21 protein-coding genes and 1 riboswitch are annotated in these 19,827 nt (G+C 69.7%); of the genes, 13 read left to right on the top strand and 8 right to left on the bottom strand.

Annotated features, from left to right (window positions below):
* Positions 1-2 precede the first annotated feature (2 nt).
* From ACWDUD_RS28955 to ACWDUD_RS28945, 3 genes are read left to right on the top strand one after another with little or no spacing between them, the layout of a single operon-like run.
* Positions 3-671, top strand: coding sequence for a TrmH family RNA methyltransferase (locus ACWDUD_RS28955; protein WP_450111571.1), 669 nt, complete (start codon positions 3-5; stop codon positions 669-671).
* Positions 672-724: 53 nt separating this feature from the next.
* Complete coding sequence (locus tag ACWDUD_RS28950) at positions 725-1,849, top strand: glycoside hydrolase family 76 protein (RefSeq protein ID WP_450111570.1); 1,125 nt, start codon at positions 725-727, stop codon at positions 1,847-1,849.
* A 39-nt stretch (positions 1,850-1,888) separates the two neighbouring features.
* A complete protein-coding gene (locus tag ACWDUD_RS28945; protein ID WP_450111569.1) occupies positions 1,889-3,229 on the top strand; it encodes an LLM class flavin-dependent oxidoreductase in 1,341 nt (446 codons plus the stop codon).
* Positions 3,230-3,293: 64 nt separating this feature from the next.
* On the opposite strand, the gene ACWDUD_RS28940 is transcribed toward ACWDUD_RS28945, so the two are convergent.
* The gene (locus tag ACWDUD_RS28940; RefSeq protein WP_450111568.1) at positions 3,294-4,142 is read right to left on the bottom strand and encodes a DedA family protein; all 849 of its coding nucleotides are present in this window, start codon (positions 4,140-4,142) and stop codon (positions 3,294-3,296) included.
* Positions 4,143-4,327: 185 nt separating this feature from the next.
* Here ACWDUD_RS28940 and fbaA point away from each other — a divergent pair, with 185 nt between their 5' ends.
* Entirely contained in the window at positions 4,328-5,365 is a 1,038-nt protein-coding gene (gene fbaA, locus ACWDUD_RS28935) for a class II fructose-bisphosphate aldolase (RefSeq protein ID WP_248672952.1), read from the top strand.
* Positions 5,366-5,488: 123 nt separating this feature from the next.
* On the opposite strand, the gene ACWDUD_RS28930 is transcribed toward fbaA, so the two are convergent.
* Entirely contained in the window at positions 5,489-6,607 is a 1,119-nt protein-coding gene (locus ACWDUD_RS28930; protein ID WP_450111567.1) for an Rv0361 family membrane protein, read from the bottom strand.
* A gap of 78 nt (positions 6,608-6,685) precedes the next feature.
* On the opposite strand from ACWDUD_RS28930, the gene ACWDUD_RS28925 reads away from it, so the two are divergent.
* The 3 genes from ACWDUD_RS28925 to ACWDUD_RS28915 all read left to right on the top strand — a co-directional run bounded on the left by ACWDUD_RS28925 (position 6,686) and on the right by ACWDUD_RS28915 (position 9,306).
* A complete protein-coding gene (locus ACWDUD_RS28925) occupies positions 6,686-7,102 on the top strand; it encodes a DUF3151 domain-containing protein (protein WP_420752852.1) in 417 nt (138 codons plus the stop codon).
* A 4-nt stretch (positions 7,103-7,106) separates the two neighbouring features.
* Positions 7,107-8,291: an FUSC family protein gene (locus tag ACWDUD_RS28920; protein WP_450111578.1), complete on the top strand. Its 1,185-nt coding sequence runs from the start codon at positions 7,107-7,109 to the stop codon at positions 8,289-8,291.
* A gap of 88 nt (positions 8,292-8,379) precedes the next feature.
* Positions 8,380-9,306, top strand: a complete 927-nt coding sequence (locus tag ACWDUD_RS28915; protein ID WP_197254879.1) for a cation diffusion facilitator family transporter — start codon at positions 8,380-8,382, stop codon at positions 9,304-9,306.
* 4 nt (positions 9,307-9,310) lie between these two features.
* Here ACWDUD_RS28915 and ACWDUD_RS28910 read toward each other — a convergent pair whose 3' ends face one another.
* Positions 9,311-9,856: a histidine phosphatase family protein gene (locus tag ACWDUD_RS28910; RefSeq protein WP_450111577.1), complete on the bottom strand. Its 546-nt coding sequence runs from the start codon at positions 9,854-9,856 to the stop codon at positions 9,311-9,313.
* A gap of 53 nt (positions 9,857-9,909) precedes the next feature.
* A riboswitch (cobalamin riboswitch) is annotated at positions 9,910-10,023 on the top strand.
* Positions 10,024-10,057: 34 nt separating this feature from the next.
* Between ACWDUD_RS28910 and ACWDUD_RS28905 the strand changes: the two genes are divergently transcribed.
* The 4 genes from ACWDUD_RS28905 to ACWDUD_RS28890 are packed head-to-tail and all read left to right on the top strand — an operon-like array spanning position 10,058 to position 13,283.
* Positions 10,058-10,252 carry a CbtB domain-containing protein gene (locus ACWDUD_RS28905; RefSeq protein WP_248672956.1) on the top strand — a complete coding sequence of 65 codons (195 nt, stop codon included), beginning with the start codon at positions 10,058-10,060 and terminating at the stop codon, positions 10,250-10,252.
* A 14-nt stretch (positions 10,253-10,266) separates the two neighbouring features.
* The gene (locus ACWDUD_RS28900; RefSeq protein ID WP_450111566.1) at positions 10,267-11,055 is read left to right on the top strand and encodes a CbtA family protein; all 789 of its coding nucleotides are present in this window, start codon (positions 10,267-10,269) and stop codon (positions 11,053-11,055) included.
* Positions 11,056-11,058: 3 nt separating this feature from the next.
* Entirely contained in the window at positions 11,059-12,552 is a 1,494-nt protein-coding gene (locus tag ACWDUD_RS28895) for a cobyric acid synthase (RefSeq protein ID WP_450111565.1), read from the top strand.
* Positions 12,549-13,283 (top strand): cobalt-precorrin-6A reductase, encoded by a 735-nt coding sequence (locus tag ACWDUD_RS28890; RefSeq protein WP_450111564.1) that lies wholly within the window; start codon positions 12,549-12,551, stop codon positions 13,281-13,283. Before ACWDUD_RS28895 ends, ACWDUD_RS28890 begins: the two co-directional genes overlap by 4 nt.
* Before the next feature lie 21 nt (positions 13,284-13,304).
* On the opposite strand, the gene ACWDUD_RS28885 is transcribed toward ACWDUD_RS28890, so the two are convergent.
* Positions 13,305-13,847, bottom strand: a complete 543-nt coding sequence (locus ACWDUD_RS28885) for a hypothetical protein (protein WP_450111563.1) — start codon at positions 13,845-13,847, stop codon at positions 13,305-13,307.
* A gap of 103 nt (positions 13,848-13,950) precedes the next feature.
* On the opposite strand from ACWDUD_RS28885, the gene ACWDUD_RS28880 reads away from it, so the two are divergent.
* Complete coding sequence (locus ACWDUD_RS28880) at positions 13,951-14,373, top strand: DUF1801 domain-containing protein (RefSeq protein ID WP_450111562.1); 423 nt, start codon at positions 13,951-13,953, stop codon at positions 14,371-14,373.
* Positions 14,374-14,476: 103 nt separating this feature from the next.
* Positions 14,477-15,130, top strand: coding sequence for an NUDIX hydrolase (locus ACWDUD_RS28875; protein ID WP_450111561.1), 654 nt, complete (start codon positions 14,477-14,479; stop codon positions 15,128-15,130).
* Positions 15,131-15,224: 94 nt separating this feature from the next.
* Here ACWDUD_RS28875 and ACWDUD_RS28870 read toward each other — a convergent pair whose 3' ends face one another.
* The 4 genes from ACWDUD_RS28870 to ACWDUD_RS28855 all read right to left on the bottom strand — a co-directional run.
* Positions 15,225-16,148 carry a cobalamin biosynthesis protein gene (locus ACWDUD_RS28870; RefSeq protein ID WP_450111560.1) on the bottom strand — a complete coding sequence of 308 codons (924 nt, stop codon included), beginning with the start codon at positions 16,146-16,148 and terminating at the stop codon, positions 15,225-15,227.
* Positions 16,145-18,517 (bottom strand): cobyrinate a,c-diamide synthase, encoded by a 2,373-nt coding sequence (locus tag ACWDUD_RS28865; RefSeq protein WP_450111559.1) that lies wholly within the window; start codon positions 18,515-18,517, stop codon positions 16,145-16,147. Before ACWDUD_RS28865 ends, ACWDUD_RS28870 begins: the two co-directional genes overlap by 4 nt.
* 21 nt (positions 18,518-18,538) lie before the next feature.
* A complete protein-coding gene (gene cobO / locus ACWDUD_RS28860; RefSeq protein WP_450111558.1) occupies positions 18,539-19,153 on the bottom strand; it encodes a cob(I)yrinic acid a,c-diamide adenosyltransferase in 615 nt (204 codons plus the stop codon).
* A partial coding sequence (locus tag ACWDUD_RS28855; protein WP_450111557.1) for a vWA domain-containing protein occupies positions 19,153-19,827 on the bottom strand: 675 nt, incomplete at its 5' end. The genes cobO and ACWDUD_RS28855, both read right to left, overlap by 1 nt.

Below are 19,827 nucleotides of genomic sequence, written 5' to 3'. Positions count from 1 at the left end.
CCGTGACCCCCGACGACGAGGCCGCCGGACCGACCGAGTGGGGTGAGCACCCGCACGGCGTCGGCCCCTGGATCGACGAGTTCGGTACCGAACCCCCACAGGATCCGCGCTACGACCCGGAACTGCTCGCGCACGGCGACCGCCGCAACGTGGTCGACGCGTACCGCTACTGGACGCGGGAGGCGATCGTCGCGGACATCGACACGCGACGGCATCCGCTGCACATCGCGATCGAGAACTTCGGGCACGACGCGAACATCGGCACGGTCGTGCGCACCGCGAACGCGTTCGCCGCGGCCACCGTGCACATCGTGGGTCGCCGACGCTGGAATCGCCGGGGCGCCATGGTAACCGACCGCTATCAGCATCTGATGCACCATCCGGATGTGGACGCGTTGATCGATTGGGCGGCGGACCGCAACATCGAAATCGTCGCGGTCGACAACACCCCGGGTTCGGTGCCGTTGGAGACGACGACGCTGCCGTACCACTGCCTGCTGCTGTTCGGTCAGGAGGGGCCCGGCGTCACCGAGCGGGCTCGGGAGGTCGCGTCGACGACGGTGTCCATCGCGCAGTTCGGTTCGACCCGCAGCATCAACGCCGGGGTCGCCGCGGGAATCGCGATGCACGCCTGGGTACGTCAACATGCGGACCTGACGCGAGCGTGGTGACGTACGTCGCCTGGTGGTAGCACACCCATCGTGAAGTGAGGATGATCGACGTCATGTCGGAACTGTGGACCGAGCGGGCCGATGCCGCCGAGGCTGCCGTCGACTCCCGGCACATACGCCGGTTGTGGGCTCTGCCCGGTACCGCCATGGGGGTCGTCGGATGGCCCCCGGTTCGCCGCGAACGGCTGTTCCTCACGTGGCACTACTGGTGGCAGGCGCACCTGATCGATCTCGCCGTCGACGCCGCCGAACGCGATGCGACACCGCGACGCCGGCGACGCGTCGTCCGGCTCACGCGCACCCACCGCATCCGCAACCTCACCGGGTGGACCAACAACTACTACGACGACATGGCGTGGCTCGGCCTCGCGCTCGAACGCGCGCAGCGGCACCTGTTGGTGGATCACCGCAAGGGCATTGCGGATCTCGAGGACGCGCTGTTCGCGGCGTGGCAGCCCGAGCGCGGCGGCGGATTGCCGTGGCGTCGACGCGACAACTTCTTCAACACCCCCGCCAACGGGCCCGCCGGTCTCCTGCTGTCCCGCACCGGCAAGGTGTGGCGCGCCCAGGAGATCGCGGACTGGATCGACGAGACCCTCAAGGACCCCGAGACCGGCCTGATCTTCGACGGCATCCGCAACGGGAAGATCGAACGCGCGATCTACAGCTACTGCCAGGGCGTGGTGCTCGGACTCGAAACCGACCTGGCCATCCGCATCGGCGACGACCGGCACCGCAAGCGGGTGCACGCCCTCGTCGACGCCGTCGATCTCGAACTCGCCGACGCCAGCGTCATCACCGGCGGAGGCGGGGGAGACGGCGGACTGTTCAACGGCATTCTCGCCCGGTACCTCGCGATGGTCGCGACGAGCCTGCCGGTCCACGACGTCGACGACGAACGGGCCCGCAACACCGCCGCTCGCCTGGTGCTGATGTCGGCGGACGCGGCCTGGGACAACCGCCTGCAGATCGAGGAACTCCCGCTGTTCGGCCGGGACTGGTCGGTGCAGGCCCGGCTGCCCGGCTCCGGGTACGCCATCGCCCGGTTCTCCGGCGGTAGCGTCCACGAGTCCGAGATCGCCGAACGGGACCTGTCCGTGCAGCTCGGCGGATGGATGCTGATGGAAGCGGCACACGCGGTCGCGACCGAGCGGGCTTTACGATCGTCGAAACCTTAACCCTGTTCGAGGCGCGGGCCCCGGTCTACTTGTAGGAACATGACCGAACCACGTCAGCTCAGCCTCAACGCCTTCATCTATCCGACCGGCCACCACGAGGCATCGTGGCGACATCCGGGCAGCACCCCGGAGCGGCTCAACGACGTCACGTACTACCAGGACATCGGACGGACCGCGGAGGCGGCGAAGCTCGACGCGGTGTTCCTCGCCGACGGTCCGGCGCTGCGCACCGACGTGCGGTTCAACGCGACCTACGGCTTCGAGCCGATCACGCTGCTCACCGCGATCGCGTCGGCCACCACCCACCTGGGTCTGATCGCGACCGCGTCGACCACCTACTACGAGCCCTACAACCTGGCTCGCCTGTTCTCTTCGCTCGACCACATCTCCGGGGGCCGCGCGGGCTGGAACATCGTCACCACCGGGACCGACAAGGCCGCCGCCAACTTCGGGCTCGACGCGCACCCCGACCACGCCACCCGGTACGAACGGGCCCGCGAGTTCGTCGATGCCGTCGTCAAGCTGTGGGACAGCTGGGAGGACGATGCGCTCGTCATCGACAAGGACCGCGGCATCTACGCGGACACCGGGAAGATCCACCCGATCGATTTCGAGGGCAAGCACCTGAAGGTCGCCGGGCCGTTCGGTGCGGCACGCTCGCCGCAGGGCCATCCGGTGCTCGTGCAGGCCGGGTCGTCCAACGACGGCCGTGACTTCGCCGGCCGGTACGCGGAGGCGATCTTCACCGCCCACCAGCGGTTGTCCGACGCGCAGGCGTTCTACGCCGACATCAAGAAGCGGGCGGTCGAATTCGGCCGCAACCCCGATCACGTGAAGATCCTGCCCGGCATCAGCCCGTTCATCGGCGACACCGAGGCCGAGGCCCACGCGCTCGAACGCGAGTTCAACGAGCTGACGGTCGTCGAGTACGGGCTGACCCAGCTCGAGAACATCGCGCAGGTGTCGCTGCGTCACCTCCGGCTCGACGAGACGGTCCCGCTCGACGTGTTCGGCGACGCGGGCACCGTCACCGACAACACCGCCAGCCGCAAGCAGGTCGTCGCGAACATCGTCGAACGCGACCGGCCGACGCTGCGCGGCCTGCTGCACCGGCTCGCGGGCGCGCGTGGACACCGCGTGTTCGCCGGCACCGCCGAGCAGGTCGCCGACACCATCGAGGAATGGTTCACGCAGGGCGGCGCGGACGGCTTCAACGTGATGCCGCCGCAGTACCCGCAGGGACTCGAGGCGTTCACCTCGCAGGTCGTGCCGATCCTGCAGGAACGCGGCCTGTTCCGCACCGAGTACAGCGGCCGCACGCTGCGCGACCACTTCGGGTTGCCGCGCCCGGCCAGCCAGTTCGCGGCCGTCGCGGTCTAGAGGCGGAGCCCGGAAACGCACGAGGCCCCTTCCGTAGCGGAAGGGGCCTCGTCGTCGCTTGTGGTCAGCTGTTCGGCTGACCCGGAGTCCGGATCGGCGTGGTGTCGACGGCCGAGTCGTCGGTGCGCCGCGGCTGGTCGGTGAACGCCGAGGTGTCGATGACGAGGGTCTTCTCGTTGTCGGCGACCCGGTCCGCGGAGGCGGGGGTGGACGTGCCCTCGTGGGCGCTGCCGGACTCGGCGCTGTCGCTCTTCCCGAGGACGCGCTTGCCGACTTCGATCATGATCGGCACGACGGAGACGAACACGATGAGCAGGAAGATCAGGTCGACGTTGTCGCGGATGAACCCGATCTGCCCGAGCAGGTAACCGAGCAGCGTGATGCCCGCGCCCCACAGCACACCACCGATGATGTTGTAGGTGATGAACACGCGGTAGGGCATCTTCGCGGCACCGGCCACGAGCGGCGCGAACGTGCGGACGATCGGGACGAACCGGGCCAGCACGATGGTGATCGGCCCGTGCCGCAGGAAGAAGGCGTGCGACTCGTCGATGTACTTTTTCTTGAAGAACTTCGCGTCGTTGCTCTTGAACAGGGCGGTGCCGCCCTTCGTGCCGATGAGATAGCCCACCTGGTCGCCGAGGATCGCAGCGATCGGGATCGCCACCAGCAGCACCCACAGCGGCGCGAACGGCTCGACCTCCGCGGACTTGCCTGCGACGATGAGACCGGCGGTGAACAGCAGCGAGTCGCCCGGCAGCAGCGGGAACAGCAGACCCGACTCGATGAACACGACCACCAGCAGGCCGATCAGGATCCACGTGCCGAACGAATTGAGCAGATTGACCGGATCCAGGAAACCCGGTAACAGGGCCAGATTGGTCACAGATTCCGAGGTTTCCAAGAAAGTCACGGACCCCAGGGTACCGGCGGCACACGGACCGACGAGGCTCGGTGTCTCCGCGACGGGGCCGCGCAACGGTCCGGAGCTCGACCCAACTGTGCAGTACCGGGGACTGTTGACATACTGCAAGGACAACCCGTGCGCCTACCGGCACCGCAGGTAGGCGACAACATCTCATCTGGAGGACAGCCGCTGTGCCTATCGCGACTCCCGAGGTTTACGCCGAGATGATCGCCCGTGCCAAGGAGCATTCCTTTGCGTTCCCCGCGATCAACTGCACGTCGTCCGAAACCATCAACGCCGCCATCAAGGGCTTCGCGGACGCCGGTAGCGACGGCATCATCCAGTTCTCGACCGGTGGTGCCGAGTTCGGTTCCGGTCTGGGCGTGAAGGACATGGTGACCGGCGCGGTCGCGCTCGCCGAGTTCGCGCACGTCGTCGCCGAGAAGTACGACGTCACCATCGCCCTGCACACCGACCACTGCCCGAAGGACAAGCTCGACACCTTCGTGCGCCCGCTCATCGCGATCTCCCAGGAGCGCGTGAACGCCGGCCGCAACCCGCTGTTCCAGTCGCACATGTGGGACGGCTCGGCCGTTCCGATCGACGAGAACCTCGAGATCGCCCAGGAGCTCCTCTCGGCCGCGCAGGCCGCGAAGATCATCCTCGAGATCGAGATCGGCGTCGTCGGCGGTGAAGAGGACGGCGTCGAGAACGCCATCAACGAGAAGCTCTACACCACGATCGAGGACTTCGAGAAGACCGTCGATGCGCTCGGCGCCGGCGACAAGGGCCAGTACCTGTTGGCCGCGACGTTCGGCAACGTCCACGGCGTCTACAAGCCGGGCAACGTCAAGCTCAAGCCGTCCGTCCTCGCCGAGGGCCAGGCCGCCGCCTCGAAGAAGCTGGGTCTGCCGGCCGGTTCCAAGCCGTTCGACCTGGTCTTCCACGGTGGCTCCGGCTCGCTGAAGTCCGAGATCGACGAGGCGCTGAGCTACGGCGTCGTGAAGATGAACGTCGACACCGACACCCAGTACGCGTTCACCCGTCCCATCGCGGCCCACATGTTCCAGAACTACGACGGTGTCCTCAAGGTGGACGGCGAGGTCGGCAACAAGAAGACCTACGATCCGCGCAGCTACCTCAAGAAGGCCGAGGCGTCGATGACCGCCCGCGTCATCGAGGCCTGCAACGACCTGAAGTCGGCCGGCCGCTCGGTCTCCGCAGGCTAGAACACCCCTCGTGCGTGTTTCCGGTAGCTCCGGCTACCGGAAACACGCACGAGCACTATTCGCCCCAGGTTTTCATTCGCCCCAGGTTTTCATTCGCCCCAGGTTTTCATTCGCCCCAGGTTTTCATTCGCCGCAGACCTTCCATTCCCCGCCCACCTCGGACAGGTCGAAGGTCCGCTCGGTGACATCGGTCGGTGTCCCCGTCGGATGCGCGGTGACCTGCACGATCGCGTGCGAGTCCGTGATCTGGACCTTGTCGATGCTCGTCACCACCGGCACCGAGCCCTGCTGCTCCGCCAATTCGTGGATCTCCGCGAACTTCGCCGGATCCACCGTCGCGTAGAACTCGGCCAGCCCCCCGCACGTCGACGTGCGCAGCGTCGCGAGGTCGCCGGCTGCGAGCGCCGTCACGAACGTGTCCACGCTCGCGCGTATCCGTGCCTCGGGGGAGTTCTCGGCCCGATGATCGAGATACACCAGCAGCGCCGACACGACGATCGCCGCGATCACCAGCACTCCCGCGACGGTCGCGGCGACGGCCCAGCGCTTGCCGCTGCGGCCCGAGGACGCCGGTTCGATGCGCTGCGGGGTCGGCTGCGGCTGGAAACGCTGCGGTTCGGGGCGGGCAGGTTCCGCCGAACGCGGCTCGATGCGCTGCGGCTGCCTCCTGTTGGGCACGTGCGCCCGCACCGGGATCTGCACGGTCTCGGCGTCGGCAGCCTCCGGTGCCGTCGCATCGGACTGCTCGGTCTTCTCGGTTTTCGCGCTCACCTCGTCGGCCGAGGTTTCGGGGGCGTCGGGCTCGGTGGCGTCGGATTTGCGGGTCTCGGACGTGCGGGCGACGGGGATCGCCACGGTCTCGGCATCGGCGGCGGCGGGGATTGCGACGGTCGGCGCGGTATCCGCCGGGCTCTCTGCGGTCGTCGGGGTCCCGGCGCTCTTCGCAGCTCCGGCGTTCTCGGCCGTCCCGGCGTCTTCCGGTGTTTCGGAACCTGCGGGCTCGTCGGCCACGCCTGCTTCGGCACTCTCGCCTGCTTCGGCACTCTCGCCTGCGTCGGCACTCTCGCCTGCGTCGGCACTGTCGCCCGACTCCGCGGACGCTTCGGGCTCACCTGCCGCGTCGGACCCGGTGCCGGCGTCCACGGGGTTGTCCGATCCGGCGTCGTCGGATCCGGCCTGCTGCTGCGGCGCTGGCGCCGCGTCCGGGGGAGTGGAAGCGTCTTCGTTCTTCGGATCCGGCACGAATGCACCTCGTTCGACGGCCTACGGTTTCCCGGGCAGCCTATCCAGCCTCGAGCGCCGCCGGGCAGAATGGTCGCCATGACCTCTTTCGGTGATCTCCTCGGACCTCAGCCCACCCTGCTTCCCGGCGACGACGACGCGGAATCGGCACTGCTCAACCACGAGGACCCCGCGAAGGTCGCGGCGGACCATCCGACGGCGTCCATCGCGTGGGCGTACCTGGCGGAGGCCGCGCTCGAACGTGGCGAGACGATCACCGCCTACGCATACGCCCGCACCGGCTACCACCGCGGCCTCGACCAGTTGCGGCGCAACGGGTGGAAGGGCTTCGGCCCGGTGCCGTACGAGCACGAACCGAACCGCGGATTCCTGCGGTGCGTCGCCGCTCTCGCCCGGGCCGCGCAGGCGATCGGCGAGACCGACGAGCACGCCCGCTGCCTCGACCTGCTCGAGGACTGCGATCCGCGGGCCGCTCGTGAGCTCGGCGTCGAATAGGCGCCTGCCCGACCGCACCGAGATCCGCCGTCGCCTGCGGGGACCGGCGACGAGACTGCGTGGTTCGGCGCTGCCGATCGTCCAGTGCGCGCTCGCTGCCGGATTGGCCTGGTGGGTGGCGACCGGTCCGGTCGGGCACGAGCGTCCCTTCTTCGCGCCGATCGCCGCGGTCGTGTCCCTCGGGTTGTCCCTGGGTGCGCGGCTGCGGCGATCGGTGGAGCTGGTCTGCGGCGTCACGATCGGCATCGGGGTCGGCGACCTGATCATCTCGATGATCGGCAGCGGTCCCTGGCAGATCGCGCTGGTCGTGGTGATGGCCATGTCCACGGCGGTGCTGATCAACGGCGGCGTGATCTTCGCGATGCAGGCCGGCAATTCGGCGGTGCTGGTCGCCACCCTGATTCCGCCCGGCGGCACCGGCGGCATCGACCGGATGGTCGACGCGCTGGTCGGCGGCCTCGTCGGGATCGCGGTGGTCGCGATGGTGCCGACCCACCCGGTTCGCCGCGCGCGGCGCGACGCGGCGGGGATCCTGGCGACCGCGAGGGATGTGCTGTGGAAGGTCGAGGCCGGGTTGGTGGAGAACAATCCGAAGCCGATCGACGAGGCGCTGCAGCAGGCCCGCGCGACGCAGCCGGCGATCGACGGGATGCGCACCCACCTCAAGGGCGGCCGGGAGATCAGCCGGATCTCCCCGCTGTACTGGAACACCAAACCCCGGCTCGAACGGCTGACGGCGGCGGCCGATCCGATCGACAACGCGATGCGCAACATCCGGGTCCTGGCGCGGCGGTCGCTGTCGCTGGTACGCGACGACGAGATCCTCGACCCTCGGCTCGTTCAGCGCATCCAGGACATCGCGAAAGCCCTCGACGTGCTCCGCGAGATGATCCTCGCAGAGCCGGGGGATCAACCCGATCAGGCCGAGGCCGCGCGGGTGTTGCGCAGCGTCGCCCGCAAGATGCGGCCGGAACTGATCGAGGGTGCGGGCCTGTCCGCGACGGTGGTGTTCGCGCAGTTGCGTTCACTGATCGTCGACCTCATGCAGGCCGCGGGCATGGAACGCATCTCCGCGATCGCGACCCTGCCGCCGACCACGGACACTCCCGCCTATCGTCCCGAGCTCGTCAGCGACTACGACCCCGAACCCCGTCCCACCTCGGATGACGGGAACCGATTTCCTGCCTGACCGGGTGACGGATTCCCGTCACCCGCCACGAAAGTATTGAATACATGCGCATGTGTGCATATGCTGGCCGGGATTCGGAGGGAGAGTCATGGGGGCCGGTCACGGGCATTCACACGGAGTGGGACGCGAGAACGGCGGCGTCGGTCCTTCCAGGACGACGATCCGCCGGATGGCGATCGCGCTCGGCATCCTCGTCGGATTCCTGATCCTCGAAGCCACCGTCGGCCTGCTGATCGGGTCGCTGTCGCTGCTCGCCGACGCCGGGCACATGCTCACCGACGTCGTCGGCATGTCGATGGGGCTGGTCGCGCTCCTGCTGGCACGACGCGGCAGCACCGCCGCGGCCCGCACGTTCGGCTGGCACCGCGCCGAGGTGCTCACCGCGATGGCCAATGCCGTCCTGCTGCTCGCCGTCGCGGCCTGGGTGTTCTACGAGGCGATCGAGCGCATCGGCGACACCCCGGAACTGCCCGGGCTGGCGATGATCCTCACCGCCGCCGCCGGACTCGCCGCGAACCTCGTGGTGATGTACCTGCTGCGCAGCGACGCGAAGGACAGCCTCGCCGTCCGCGGCGCCTACCTCGAAGTGCTCGCCGACGCGGTCGGCAGCGTCGGCGTCCTGATCGCCGGTGCGTTGATCATCGGCTTCGGCTGGGACTACGCGGACATCGTCGTCGGTGTCCTCATTTCGCTGTGGGTCGTGCCGCGCGCGTTGAAGCTGGCCGCTGCTTCGCTGCGGATCCTCACGCAGGCGTCGCCGGCGCACCTGGACGTCGACGCGGTCCGCGCGGACCTCGCGGCGCTGCCCGGCGTGGCCGGCGTCCACGATCTGCACGTGTGGACTCTGACGACCGGAATGGACGTCGCGACCGTGCACCTGGTCAGCGACCACGACTCCCGATGGGTCCTCGACTCCGCCCGCACCGTGCTGTCCGGCCACGGCCTCGACCATGCGACCGTGCAGATCGAAACCGTCGTCGACGGACGCCGGTGCGAGGACGACGTCACCTGGTAGGCGGTCAGGTCAGCCGCAGCGTCCATCTGCCGTCACGGGCGTGCAGGCGGGTGATGCTCACCGGCCGCACGTCGACGCGCCAGAACGCCGAGACCGGAGCGCCCAGCGCACAGACCGTTGCGGCCCGCACCACCGACGGGTGCGTCACCGCCAGCCACCGGCCCGATCTGCCCGCCATCGTGTCGAGCCAGCATCGGGTTCGGTCGAGCAGCGTCGCGATCGATTCGCCGCCGTGCGGCGCCGCATGCGGATCGGTCAGCCAGACCGCGAGATCGGCCTCGGGCACCTCCGACATCGGCCGGCCCGTCCACGTGCCGTAGTCGAGTTCCCGCAGTGCCGCGTCCGGTTCCGCGCGCATCCCCAGCCCCGCGGCGGTCTCGACGGTGCACCGCTCCGGTGCGCTCAGCGTGTGGTCGACGGCGGGCGCGTGGACGCGCCGGAGTTCGCGCCGGCCCCGATCGGACAGCGGATCGTCCGCAGGGAAGCGCACGTCCGCGATCGCGTCGGTGGACGCGTGGGCCAACAGCAGCAGGCGCAACACGAGCGATATTCGACCACAACGGTCCTCCGCTTGACATGCGCGGTGGCGCAGTGCAATTGTTCGGCGTACGCATGTGTCGAGGTGCAGGCAATCCGGTGGGAAACCGGAGCGGTCGCGCCACTGTGACCGGGCCGATGGTCCGGGAGCCAGAAAACTCCCTCGGCGCGTGACCTTTTCGATGGGACGCGTCAATCCCGAGGAGGCTCTTTCATGGCTGTCGTTCATCTTCCGGACGAGTCGCTGGGCAACGCTGCGCTCGCCGCGGCCGTCACCGCAACGGTTCTGTTCGCATTCGTGGTGCTCTACCTGGTCGGATTCGATCAGGGCGCGATCTCCCGCAGCGGCATGTTCATGCACGAACTGATGCACGACGGCCGGCACCTGCTCGGTCTGCCGTGCCACTGAGCGCGGGTGGATCGATGCACCCCGCCACAACCGAATCGAAGTCCCTTCCGCTGACCGGCAGTTTCGTTCAGCTCCTGCTGCGCGGCTTGCTGGCCGGTCTCGTCGCGGGCCTGCTCGCCGGGGCGGTCGCCTTCGTCGTCGGCGAACCGCACGTCGACGCGGCGATCGCCCTCGAGGAAGCTGCAGCGGATCACGGGCACTCACATGACAGTGCAGAAGCCCAGGGCCACAGCCACGGTGAGGATGCCCTGGTCGGCCGCACCGGCCAGAAGGTCGGTCTGTTCCTGGCAACCACCCTCGCAGGTCTCGCGCTCGGCGCAATCTATGCGTCCGTACTGCATTTCGCGCGCCGACACTCCGCGCTGTCCGGGTGGTCGCTGGCACTGGCGACGGCGGCACTGGGCTGGGTCGCGATCGAGGCGGTTCCGTTCTTCGAGTACCCGGCGAATCCGCCCGCCGTCGGCGATCCGGAGACGATCGCCCAGCGCACCTGGTTGTGGCTCGCCGCCGTCGTGCTCGGCCTCGTGGCCGTCACGGTCGCCGTGATCGTCCGGAAGGCGCTGGCCGCGCAGGAATTGCGTACCGTCCGCCTCGGGGCGCCGGTGCTCGTCTTCCTCGCCGTCGTGGTCCTCGGCTACCTGGTGCTGCCGGCGGTCGACGAGGTCTCCGACGACTTCCCGGCGACACTGCTGTGGGAGTTCCGGATCTCGTCCCTCGTCGTGCAGGCCACGCTGTGGGCCGGGCTCGGTGTCGCGTTCGCGTTCCTGACCGAACGCGCCGATCGCCGCACCGCGGTCGCCTGACCGATGGGACAGGGTCTGCTCGTCGCCGGAACCACCTCGGACGCAGGAAAGTCCGTGGTGACCACCGGGATCTGCCGGGCCCTGTCCCGCCGCGGACTTGCGGTCGCGCCGTTCAAGGCGCAGAACATGTCCAACAACTCCATGGTCACCGTCGACCCGGTCACCGGCGCCGGCGCCGAAATCGGTCGCGCCCAATGGATCCAGGCGGTCGCCGCCCGCGCGACCCCCGAGCCCGCGATGAATCCGGTGCTGCTCAAGCCCGGCAGCGATCGCACCAGCCACGTCGTCGTCATGGGTGCACCGGCGGGACGGCTCGAAGCAGGTGAATTCGCCGGTGGCCGGAAACATCTCGCCGAGGCGGCGTTCGCGGCGTTGGACGATCTGCGGTCCCGTTTCGACGTCGTCGTCTGCGAAGGCGCGGGTAGTGCCGCCGAAATCAACCTGCGCGCACACGATTACGTGAACATGGGACTGGCCCGGCACGACAGGATGGCGACGATCCTGGTCGGCGACATCGACCGTGGAGGTGTGTTCGCCTCCATGTACGGCACGCTGGCGTTGCTCGACCCCGACGACCAGGCGTTGATCCGCGGTTTCGTGATCAACAAGTTCCGCGGCGACGTGGGGCTGCTCCGCCCGGGTCTGGACTCGCTGGAGAAGCTCACCGGCCGCCCGGTGCTGGGCGTGCTGCCCTGGCAGCGCGACCTGTGGCTCGACTCGGAGGATTCGCTGGCGCTGACGTCGCGTCCCGCCCACGACGGCGCAGGCTCGCTGACCGTGGCGGTCGTGATGCTGCCGCGCATCAGCAATTTCACGGACGTCGACGCGCTGTGCCTCGAACCCGACGTGCGGGTGCGGTTCGTCGACGACCCGCGGGCGCTGGCCGGCGCCGACGCGGTGATTCTCCCCGGCACCCGCGCGACACTCGCCGACCTGGCGTGGCTGCGGTCGCGGGGGCTCGACGTCGCACTGCTCGACCACGCCCGCCGCGGCGGCGCGATTCTGGGGATCTGCGGAGGGTTCCAGATGCTCGGCGCGGTGATCGACGACCCCGACGGTGTGGAAGGGTTTGCCGGGGCATCCGCTCGGGGGCTCGGGTTGCTCGACGTGCGTACGGTTTTCGCGCGCGAGAAGGCGCTGCGGCTGCCGGCGGGGTCGGCGCTCGGTGTCCCCGCGTCCGGGTACGAGATCCACCACGGGCGGATCACCGTCGGCAGCGGCGAGGAGTTCCTCGGCGGCGCCCGATCCGGGTCGGTGTTCGGCACGATGTGGCACGGCAGCCTCGAGGGCGACGCCCTGCGCGCGGCCTGGCTGCGGGAGGTCGCGGAGTCGGCCGGTCGTCGGGTGCGCACGGGCGCAGTGAGTTTCCCGGCCGAACGGGAGGCGCGGCTCGAGGTGCTGGCCGATCTGATCGAGCAGCACCTGGACGTCGATCGCCTGCTGGGCATGCTGTCGGACAGGTCGCGACTGCCCACGCTGACCGGGGTCCTGGCGTGACCGTTCTCGTCCTGGGCGGAACCGGCGAGTCCCGTGCGCTCGCGGAGCACCTGCATTCGGACGGCACCGCGTTCGTGTCCTCCCTCGCCGGCCGGGTCACGGACCCGCGACTGCCGGTCGGGGAGGTCCGCATCGGGGGCTTCGGCGGGGTCGAAGGTTTGCAGAAGTTTCTGCGGGACAACGCGATCGAAGCCGTCGTCGACGCTACACACCCGTTCGCCGCCGGCATCAGCGCGAACGCGGTGACGGCGTGTGTGAGGGAGGGTGTCCCGTTGTTGCGGCTCGCACGCCCGGGCTGGGCGGGAACCGCCGGATCCGATACGTGGACGTGGGTGGACGGGCACGACGAAGCGGCAACGGCCGCCGCCGGCGGCGACCGCGTCTTCCTGAGCACGGGACGCCAGACCCTGCACCGATTCGTCGGTCCGCTCGCCCGGCACGAGACCCTGGTGCGGGTCGTCGACCCGCTCGACATCGAGGTGCCGGCCCGATGGACGGTGCTGCGCACCCGCGGGCCCTACACTCGCGAGGGCGAGCGAAACCTGATGCGGGAACACCACATCGACACCCTTGTCACCAAGGATTCGGGCGGCACCTACACCCGCGCCAAGCTCGACGTGGCGGCCGAACTCGGGGTGCGGGTGATCGTGGTGCGCCGGCCCGCCGTGCCGGAAGGGGTCGACACGGTCGCGACCGTCACCGCTGCGGTGTCGTGGGTGCAGCGCCGCTGAACTGTCGGCGTTGTCGAATTGTCAGAGTTGTGGTCCCTCGGCGCGTAGATCGTCGACCTTGCGCATCGCCTCCCGCAGCTCGGCGAGCCACGCTTCGCTGTGCTGCCCGGCCAGTTTGACGGTCCAGCTCAGGGCGTCCGCCCGGGAGCGTGCCACACCGGCGTCGACCAACGTGTCGAGGACCTTCCGTTCGGGCTGGCGGAGTCGCGTCATCACGGGAACAGCCAAGTGGGTGAACAGAACTCGGCGATCGCCGAGGGTGACACCCCACGCGACCTTCCGGCCGTAGCGGGCCTCGGCCTCGTCGGCGATGCGCATGCGCTCGCCGCGGGTGGTTTCCCGGAAGCGGGCGATGCGCCCGTCCGCGGTCGCGTCGCTGTTCTCGTCGGGTGGGGGAAGCGCGCCGACGACGACGATCTCCTCCCGATCCACCTCGACCTCGGCGGGGCCGGTGAACCAGTCGTCGGGTAGTCGCCCGGCGAACCATTCGGCCGCGTCGGACGCATCGGGGATGTCGGCTTGCTGCCAGCCGCCTGGGCGGCCGAATCGCCTGTAGGTAGTCATGATGGTCCTCCCAGGGACCGATCGGCAGGTGCGTGTTGCACTGATTACAACGTTACACCGATTCACCACGCGGGGGCAGCCGTGTTGCTGCAAGACTGCGGTCATGGCCGAGAACAAGACCAAACCCACCACACAGTCCGTGCCGGAATTCCTGGAAACGGTCGAGCACCCGGTCCGGCGGGCCGATGCCTGGACGCTGCTCGACCTGATGAGCGAGGTGACCGGAGAGCAGGCGGTGATGTGGGGACCGTCGATGGTCGGGTTCGGGAGCTACCACTACCGCTACGCCAGCGGCCGGGAAGGCGACGCACTCGCCGTGGGCTTCGCCCCGCGGAAGACGAACCTCGCGCTCTACGGACTCACCGTCGCGCCGGGGGCTGCGGACCTCCTCGCGACCCTCGGCAAGCACAAGACCGGTGCGGCGTGCCTGTACATCACGAAGCTCGCCGACGTCGACCTGAACGTGCTGACCGAACTCGTCCGCATCGGGTACAGGCACATGACGACGGTGGAGCACCACCCCTGACAGGACCCAGGACTTCGGCGGATCGGGAAGGTGTCGGTGGCACACCTCGTTCGACACGGTCGGGCTGGCATCTGCGCCATCGTCGTTCGGTTACAGTCGAGCGATGACGGCGGAGACGGTGAACTCGGTTCCGGATCGTGATGCGGCTCCCGGGGGCGCGGTGCTGACCCGGGAGCGGTGCGCGCACGCGCTCAATCGATTCCAGGTCGTCGCCGCCGATACCGGGGGCCGCCGTGCCGCGGTCGCGCTGGCGGTCGTGGAGCGTCCCGACGGGCCGGTGCTGCTGCTGACGCTGCGCCCGAGCCGGATGCGGGCGCATCCCGGCCAGTTCGCGTTGCCCGGCGGCGGTATCGACGCCGGTGAGACTCCCGAGCAGGCGGCCCTGCGCGAGCTCGAGGAGGAACTCGGGGTTACGGCGGACTCGAGCGCGGTACTCGGACGGCTCGACGACTTCGTCACCCGATCCGGATACATGATCACCCCGGTGGTGGTGTGGGTCGGCCCGCTCGAGGACCCGATTCGCCCAAATCCCGACGAGGTGGCAATGGTGTTCGAGGTGACCGAGGCCGAGCTCGATGCCGACCCCGCGCTGGGGTCGCTGCCCGGGCACACCGGGACCCTGTTCCAGTGGCCGTTCCGCGGCGAGCACCTGTACGCCCCTACCGGGGCGATCATCCACCAATTCCGCGAAGTGGTGCTCCACGACCGCAGCACCCGCGTCACGGCATTCGTCCAGCCCGACTTCGCGTCGAGGTGACTCACCTCCGCGATACCGGCGGAGCGCAACGAACTCACCGTCCAGGTCGCTGGTGGTTGTGAGGCAGCGGGCGTTCGACCCACGTCCAGGGCAACTACCGGCCGCGGGGACCGGCTGCGAGCGCCGTGGCAACCGCCACGGCGAGCGCTCCCGCCCCGACCCGCGCCGCGAGCCGGGCGGTGCGGCCGATGTCGACGGGCACCGGGTGCGGGCCGTCGCCCAGGGTGCCGCGGTCCTCGACGCGCCCGTGGTAGACGTTGACGCCCCCGAGCGTGACCCCGAGGGCTCCGGCGAACGCGGACTCGACCGGCCCGGCGTTGGGACTCGGGTGCTTGTGCGCGTCGCGCCGCCAGATGCGCAGCGCGGCCCCGGGATCGTCGCCGAGCAGCGCCGCCAGCAGCGCGGTGAGACGTGCGGGTGCGAGATTCAACGCGTCGTCGAAACGTGCGGAGGCCCAGCCGAACCGATCGAACCGGGGGGTACGATGGCCGACGCGGGCGTCGAGGGTGTTCGCCGCCCGGTATCCGAGCAGTCCGGCCGGGCCGAGCAGCGCCCCCCACACCAGTGGGGCGACGACCGCGTCCGAGGTGTTCTCGGCGACGGATTCGATGGTGGCCCGGGCGATTCCGTCGGCGTCGAGTCGCGAGGGGTCGCGTCCGACGAGATGGGTTACCTGGATGCGGGCGGCATCGAGATCTCCGCGGCGGAGCTGGTCGTCGAGGGCGCAGGCCTCGCGGCCGAGCGATCGCCCGCCGAGTACCGCCCACGTCGCGGCGGCGGTGACCGTCGTGTTCAGCAGGGCATGTCGCCGGGTGGCGCGGTCGGCGGCGTAGCCGAGCGCAGCGGCGCCTCCGACCAGGACAGCGGTGAACAATGTTCCGGCACAGCGGGAGTCGGCATACAGCCTGTGTTCGGTGGCGCGGGCGATCGCCCCGAATCCGCTCACCGGATGCCCGCGTCGCGGATCGCCGAAGATCCGGTCGGCCACGTATCCGAGGGCCAGTCCCGCCGCCCTCATCGGATGGACCGCCACGCGTCGACGAGCGCCCCGGTGGTCTGCGGGTCGCGCACTGCGATGCGGATCCAGTCCTCGCCGAGGCCGGGGAAGGTGTCGCCGCGCCGCACCGCGAACCCGCTCGCGCGCAGCTTCTCCCGGGTGTCCTCGGGAACCCGCGCCAGCACGAACGGTCCGGCGGGATCGCCCGCGACGGGAAAACCGAGCGCGTTCAGCTGATCGACGAGAAACTCTCGGTGCGAAGCGATCTCGGCCGCGATGGCCTCGGATTCGGTGGTGGCCTGCGCCGACGCGCAGGCGATCATCGCCGCCGCGGCGGGGGTCGACACGGACCACGGCGGCTGGTGCACGGCGAGATCCGCGATCACCGCGGCGTCGCCGACGACGTAACCGGCCCGCACCCCGGGGATCGCCCACGTCTTGGTCAGTGACCGCACCACGACCAGTCCCGGAACGAACGCGTCGGCCAGTGTTTCCGGTTCGCCCGGTACCGCGTCCATGAACGCCTCGTCGACGACGACCACGCGCCCGGGCCGCACCAGCGACCGCAGCGACCCGGCCGGATGGAGCACCGACGTGGGATTGGTCGGGTTGCCGACCACCACCAGATCGGCGTCGTCGGGAACGCGGGCCGGGTCGAGCACGAAACCGTCCTCCGGTCGCAGCAGGACCCGGTGCACGGTGTGCCCGGCGGCGATCAGCGCGGCCTCGGGTTCGGTGAACTGCGGGTGAACCACCACCGGCTTGCGCCAGGGCCGCGCCCGGGCGATCAGGGTGAAAGCCTCGGCGCCACCGGCGGTGGGCAGCACCTCGTCGGCGGTCCGGCCGTGACGTGCCGCCAGGGCCGCGCGCGCCGCACTCGGGTCCGGGTATCGGCTCAGCTCGTCGAGTGAGGCGCGCAGTGCGTCGTCGAGCCAGACCGGACGCGGTCGCCGCGACACGTTCACGGCCAGGTCCACCAGCCCGGGGGTGGCTTCGCGGTCGCCGTGGTGATGCAGGTCCGGGGCCTTCGTCCGCGGTCGGCGCGGGGGTGCGGGGACGGGCGTCGCGCCGCGCACGGCGTCGACGAACCGCTGCGCCATCGACGGGTGCCCTGCCCAGTGGGTGTGCAAGTACGACGCGTGCAGCGTCGCGGTCGCGAACCCGTCCGGCCGTCCGTTCAGCAGCCACCCAGGTTCGCTCCCGGGTTCGACTGCAGTGCGGTGGAATTCGTGACCCGTCACCCGCGTCCCAGCGACCGCGAGGAGGCTGTCGACAGGGGCGATCGCCGTGCGGTAGCCGAGGGTCAGGCGCGGCGTCATCCGGGCGGAGGCGTCGAGCACCCCGACCATGTCGGCGCCGTCGACATCGCGGCACAGGTACAGCAATCCCGCGCACTCGGCGACCGTCGGGACCCCGGCGCGGATCGCACTCCGAAGGTGTTCGCGCAGAGGTGTGTTCGCGGACAGGTCCGCGGCGTGCACCTCGGGGAATCCGCCACCGAGGTAGATGCCCGCGGTGCCGTCGGGAAGCTGTTCGTCGCGCAGCGGATCGAACACGACGGTGCGACATCCCGCGGCGCGCAGCATCTCCTCGGTCTCGGTGTAGCGGAACGTGAAGGCGCGACCGCCGGCGATCGCGACGACCGGACCATCCTCCTCCGTGCCGGCGCCGGGGGACCACGGTTCTGCGTGCAGATCCGGTGCGCTGCGGGCGATCCGGACGATCTCGGCGAGGTCGACGTGCGCGGCGATCCGGTCGGCGAGCCGGTCCAGCTGCCCGGCCGTCTCGTCGCGCTCCTGCGCCGGCACCAGCCCCAGATGTCGCGACGGGGCGCTGATCCCGTCGTCGCGCTGCAGAACACCCAGCACGGGGATCCCGGTCGGTTCCAGCGCGGCGGTCACCTCGTCGGAATGCCGCTGCGACCCGGCCTTGTTGAGGATCACCCCGGCGATACGGACGCCCCGGTCGTAGGACGCCATGCCGTGCACGACCGCCGCGATCGACCGCGAGGCGTGCGAGATGTCGACGACGAGCACCACGGGGGCCTGCAGGAGCGCGGCGCCGTGGGCGGTCGAGGCGAACCCCTCGGTGCCGAGCATCCCGTCGTACAGGCCCATGACGCCTTCGACGATCGCCAGATCGGCACCGGCCGCTCCGTGCAGGAACAGCGGCGCGACCAGGTCGGTGCCGACGAGGTGCGGGTCGAGGTTGCGGCCCGGGCGGCCGGTGGCGAGGGCGTGGTAGCCGGGATCGATGTAGTCGGGTCCGATCTTGTGCCCGGACACGACGTGACCGGTCACGCGGAGTGCAGCCATGAGACCTGTTGCAACGGTGGTCTTTCCGTGCCCCGATGCGGGAGCGGCGATCACCAGCCGTGGTATGGCTACCATGCTGTGCCTACCATGCTGTGCCTACCATTCGATGCCCTTCTGGCCCTTCTGTCCGGCATCCATCGGATGCTTGATCTTGGTCATCTCGGTGACCAGGTCTGCCGCGTCGACGAGCTTGGGGTGGGCGCGGCGACCAGTGATCATCACGTGCTGATGTCCGGTGCGGTGGACGAGGGTGTCGACGACCTCGTCGATGTCCACCCAGCCCCAGTTGATCGGGTAGGTGAACTCGTCCAGCACGTACAGCCCGTGCTGTTCGGCCTCGAGCCTGCGCCGGATCTCCCGCCATCCGGCGAGGGCGTCGGCGGCATGGTCCTCCTCGGTGCCGTCCTTGCGCGACCACGACCAACCCGACCCCATCTTGTGCCATTCGATGGCCCCGCCGGTGCCGCGTTCGTCGTGCAACGCCCCGAGCGTCTCGAACGCCGTCTGCTCGCCGAGCCGCCACTTCGCGGACTTCACGAACTGGAAGACCGCGACCGACCAGCCCTGGTTCCAGCCGCGCAGCGCGAGACCGAACGCGGCCGTCGACTTGCCCTTCCCGTCGCCGGTGTTGACCATGAGCAGCGGCCGGTTCCGGCGTTGCCGGGTGGTGAGACCGTCGTCGGGGACCGCGATCGGTTGTCCCTTCGGCATCAGGCGGCCCTCCCTCGGATCGCGGTGGTGATGGCGTCGGCCTGCACGTCGCCGACCGCGACGTACTCGGCACCCAGACGTTCGGCGAGCCGTCGTGCGAGTCCCATCCGGAACCGGCCGGTCTCCGAGTCCAGAACCACGGAGGAGATGCCCTGTGCGGCAATGAGTTCGGCGGCAGCGAGTGAGCGGTTCACGGCGTCGGGACCGGCGGTGGCGCGACCGTCGGTGACGACGACGAGCAGCGCCCGCCGGTCGGGATCGCGTAAGCGGTGCCGTCGAATGGTCTCGGCGGCCTCGGCCAGCCCCTCCGCCAGCGGCGTGCGGCCGCCGGCGGGCAGTTCCCGCAACCGGGTCGCGGCGACGTCGACGGAGTTCGTCGGAGGCAGCAGCAGATGCGCGCCGTCGCCGCGGAAGGTGACGAGCCCGACGGTGTCGCGGCGGCGGTAGGCGTCGAGCAGCAGCGACAGGATCGCGGTCTTCACCTGCGTCATCCGTGCTTTCGCGGCCATCGACCCGGAGGCGTCGACGCACAGCAGCACCAGGTTGGCTTCCTTGCCTTCGATGACCTTCCGCCGCAGCTCCCACCCGTGTGCCTTTGTGGCGGTCCCAGCCGCCACAAAGGCAAACGGGGGGGCGGGGGTGTAGGGGGATGTAGGGGGAAGGGGGTGGGGGGC

This window comes from Rhodococcus sp. NPDC003382 (genome assembly GCF_053589135.1).
This window is presented reverse-complemented; position numbering and strand designations above follow the sequence as displayed.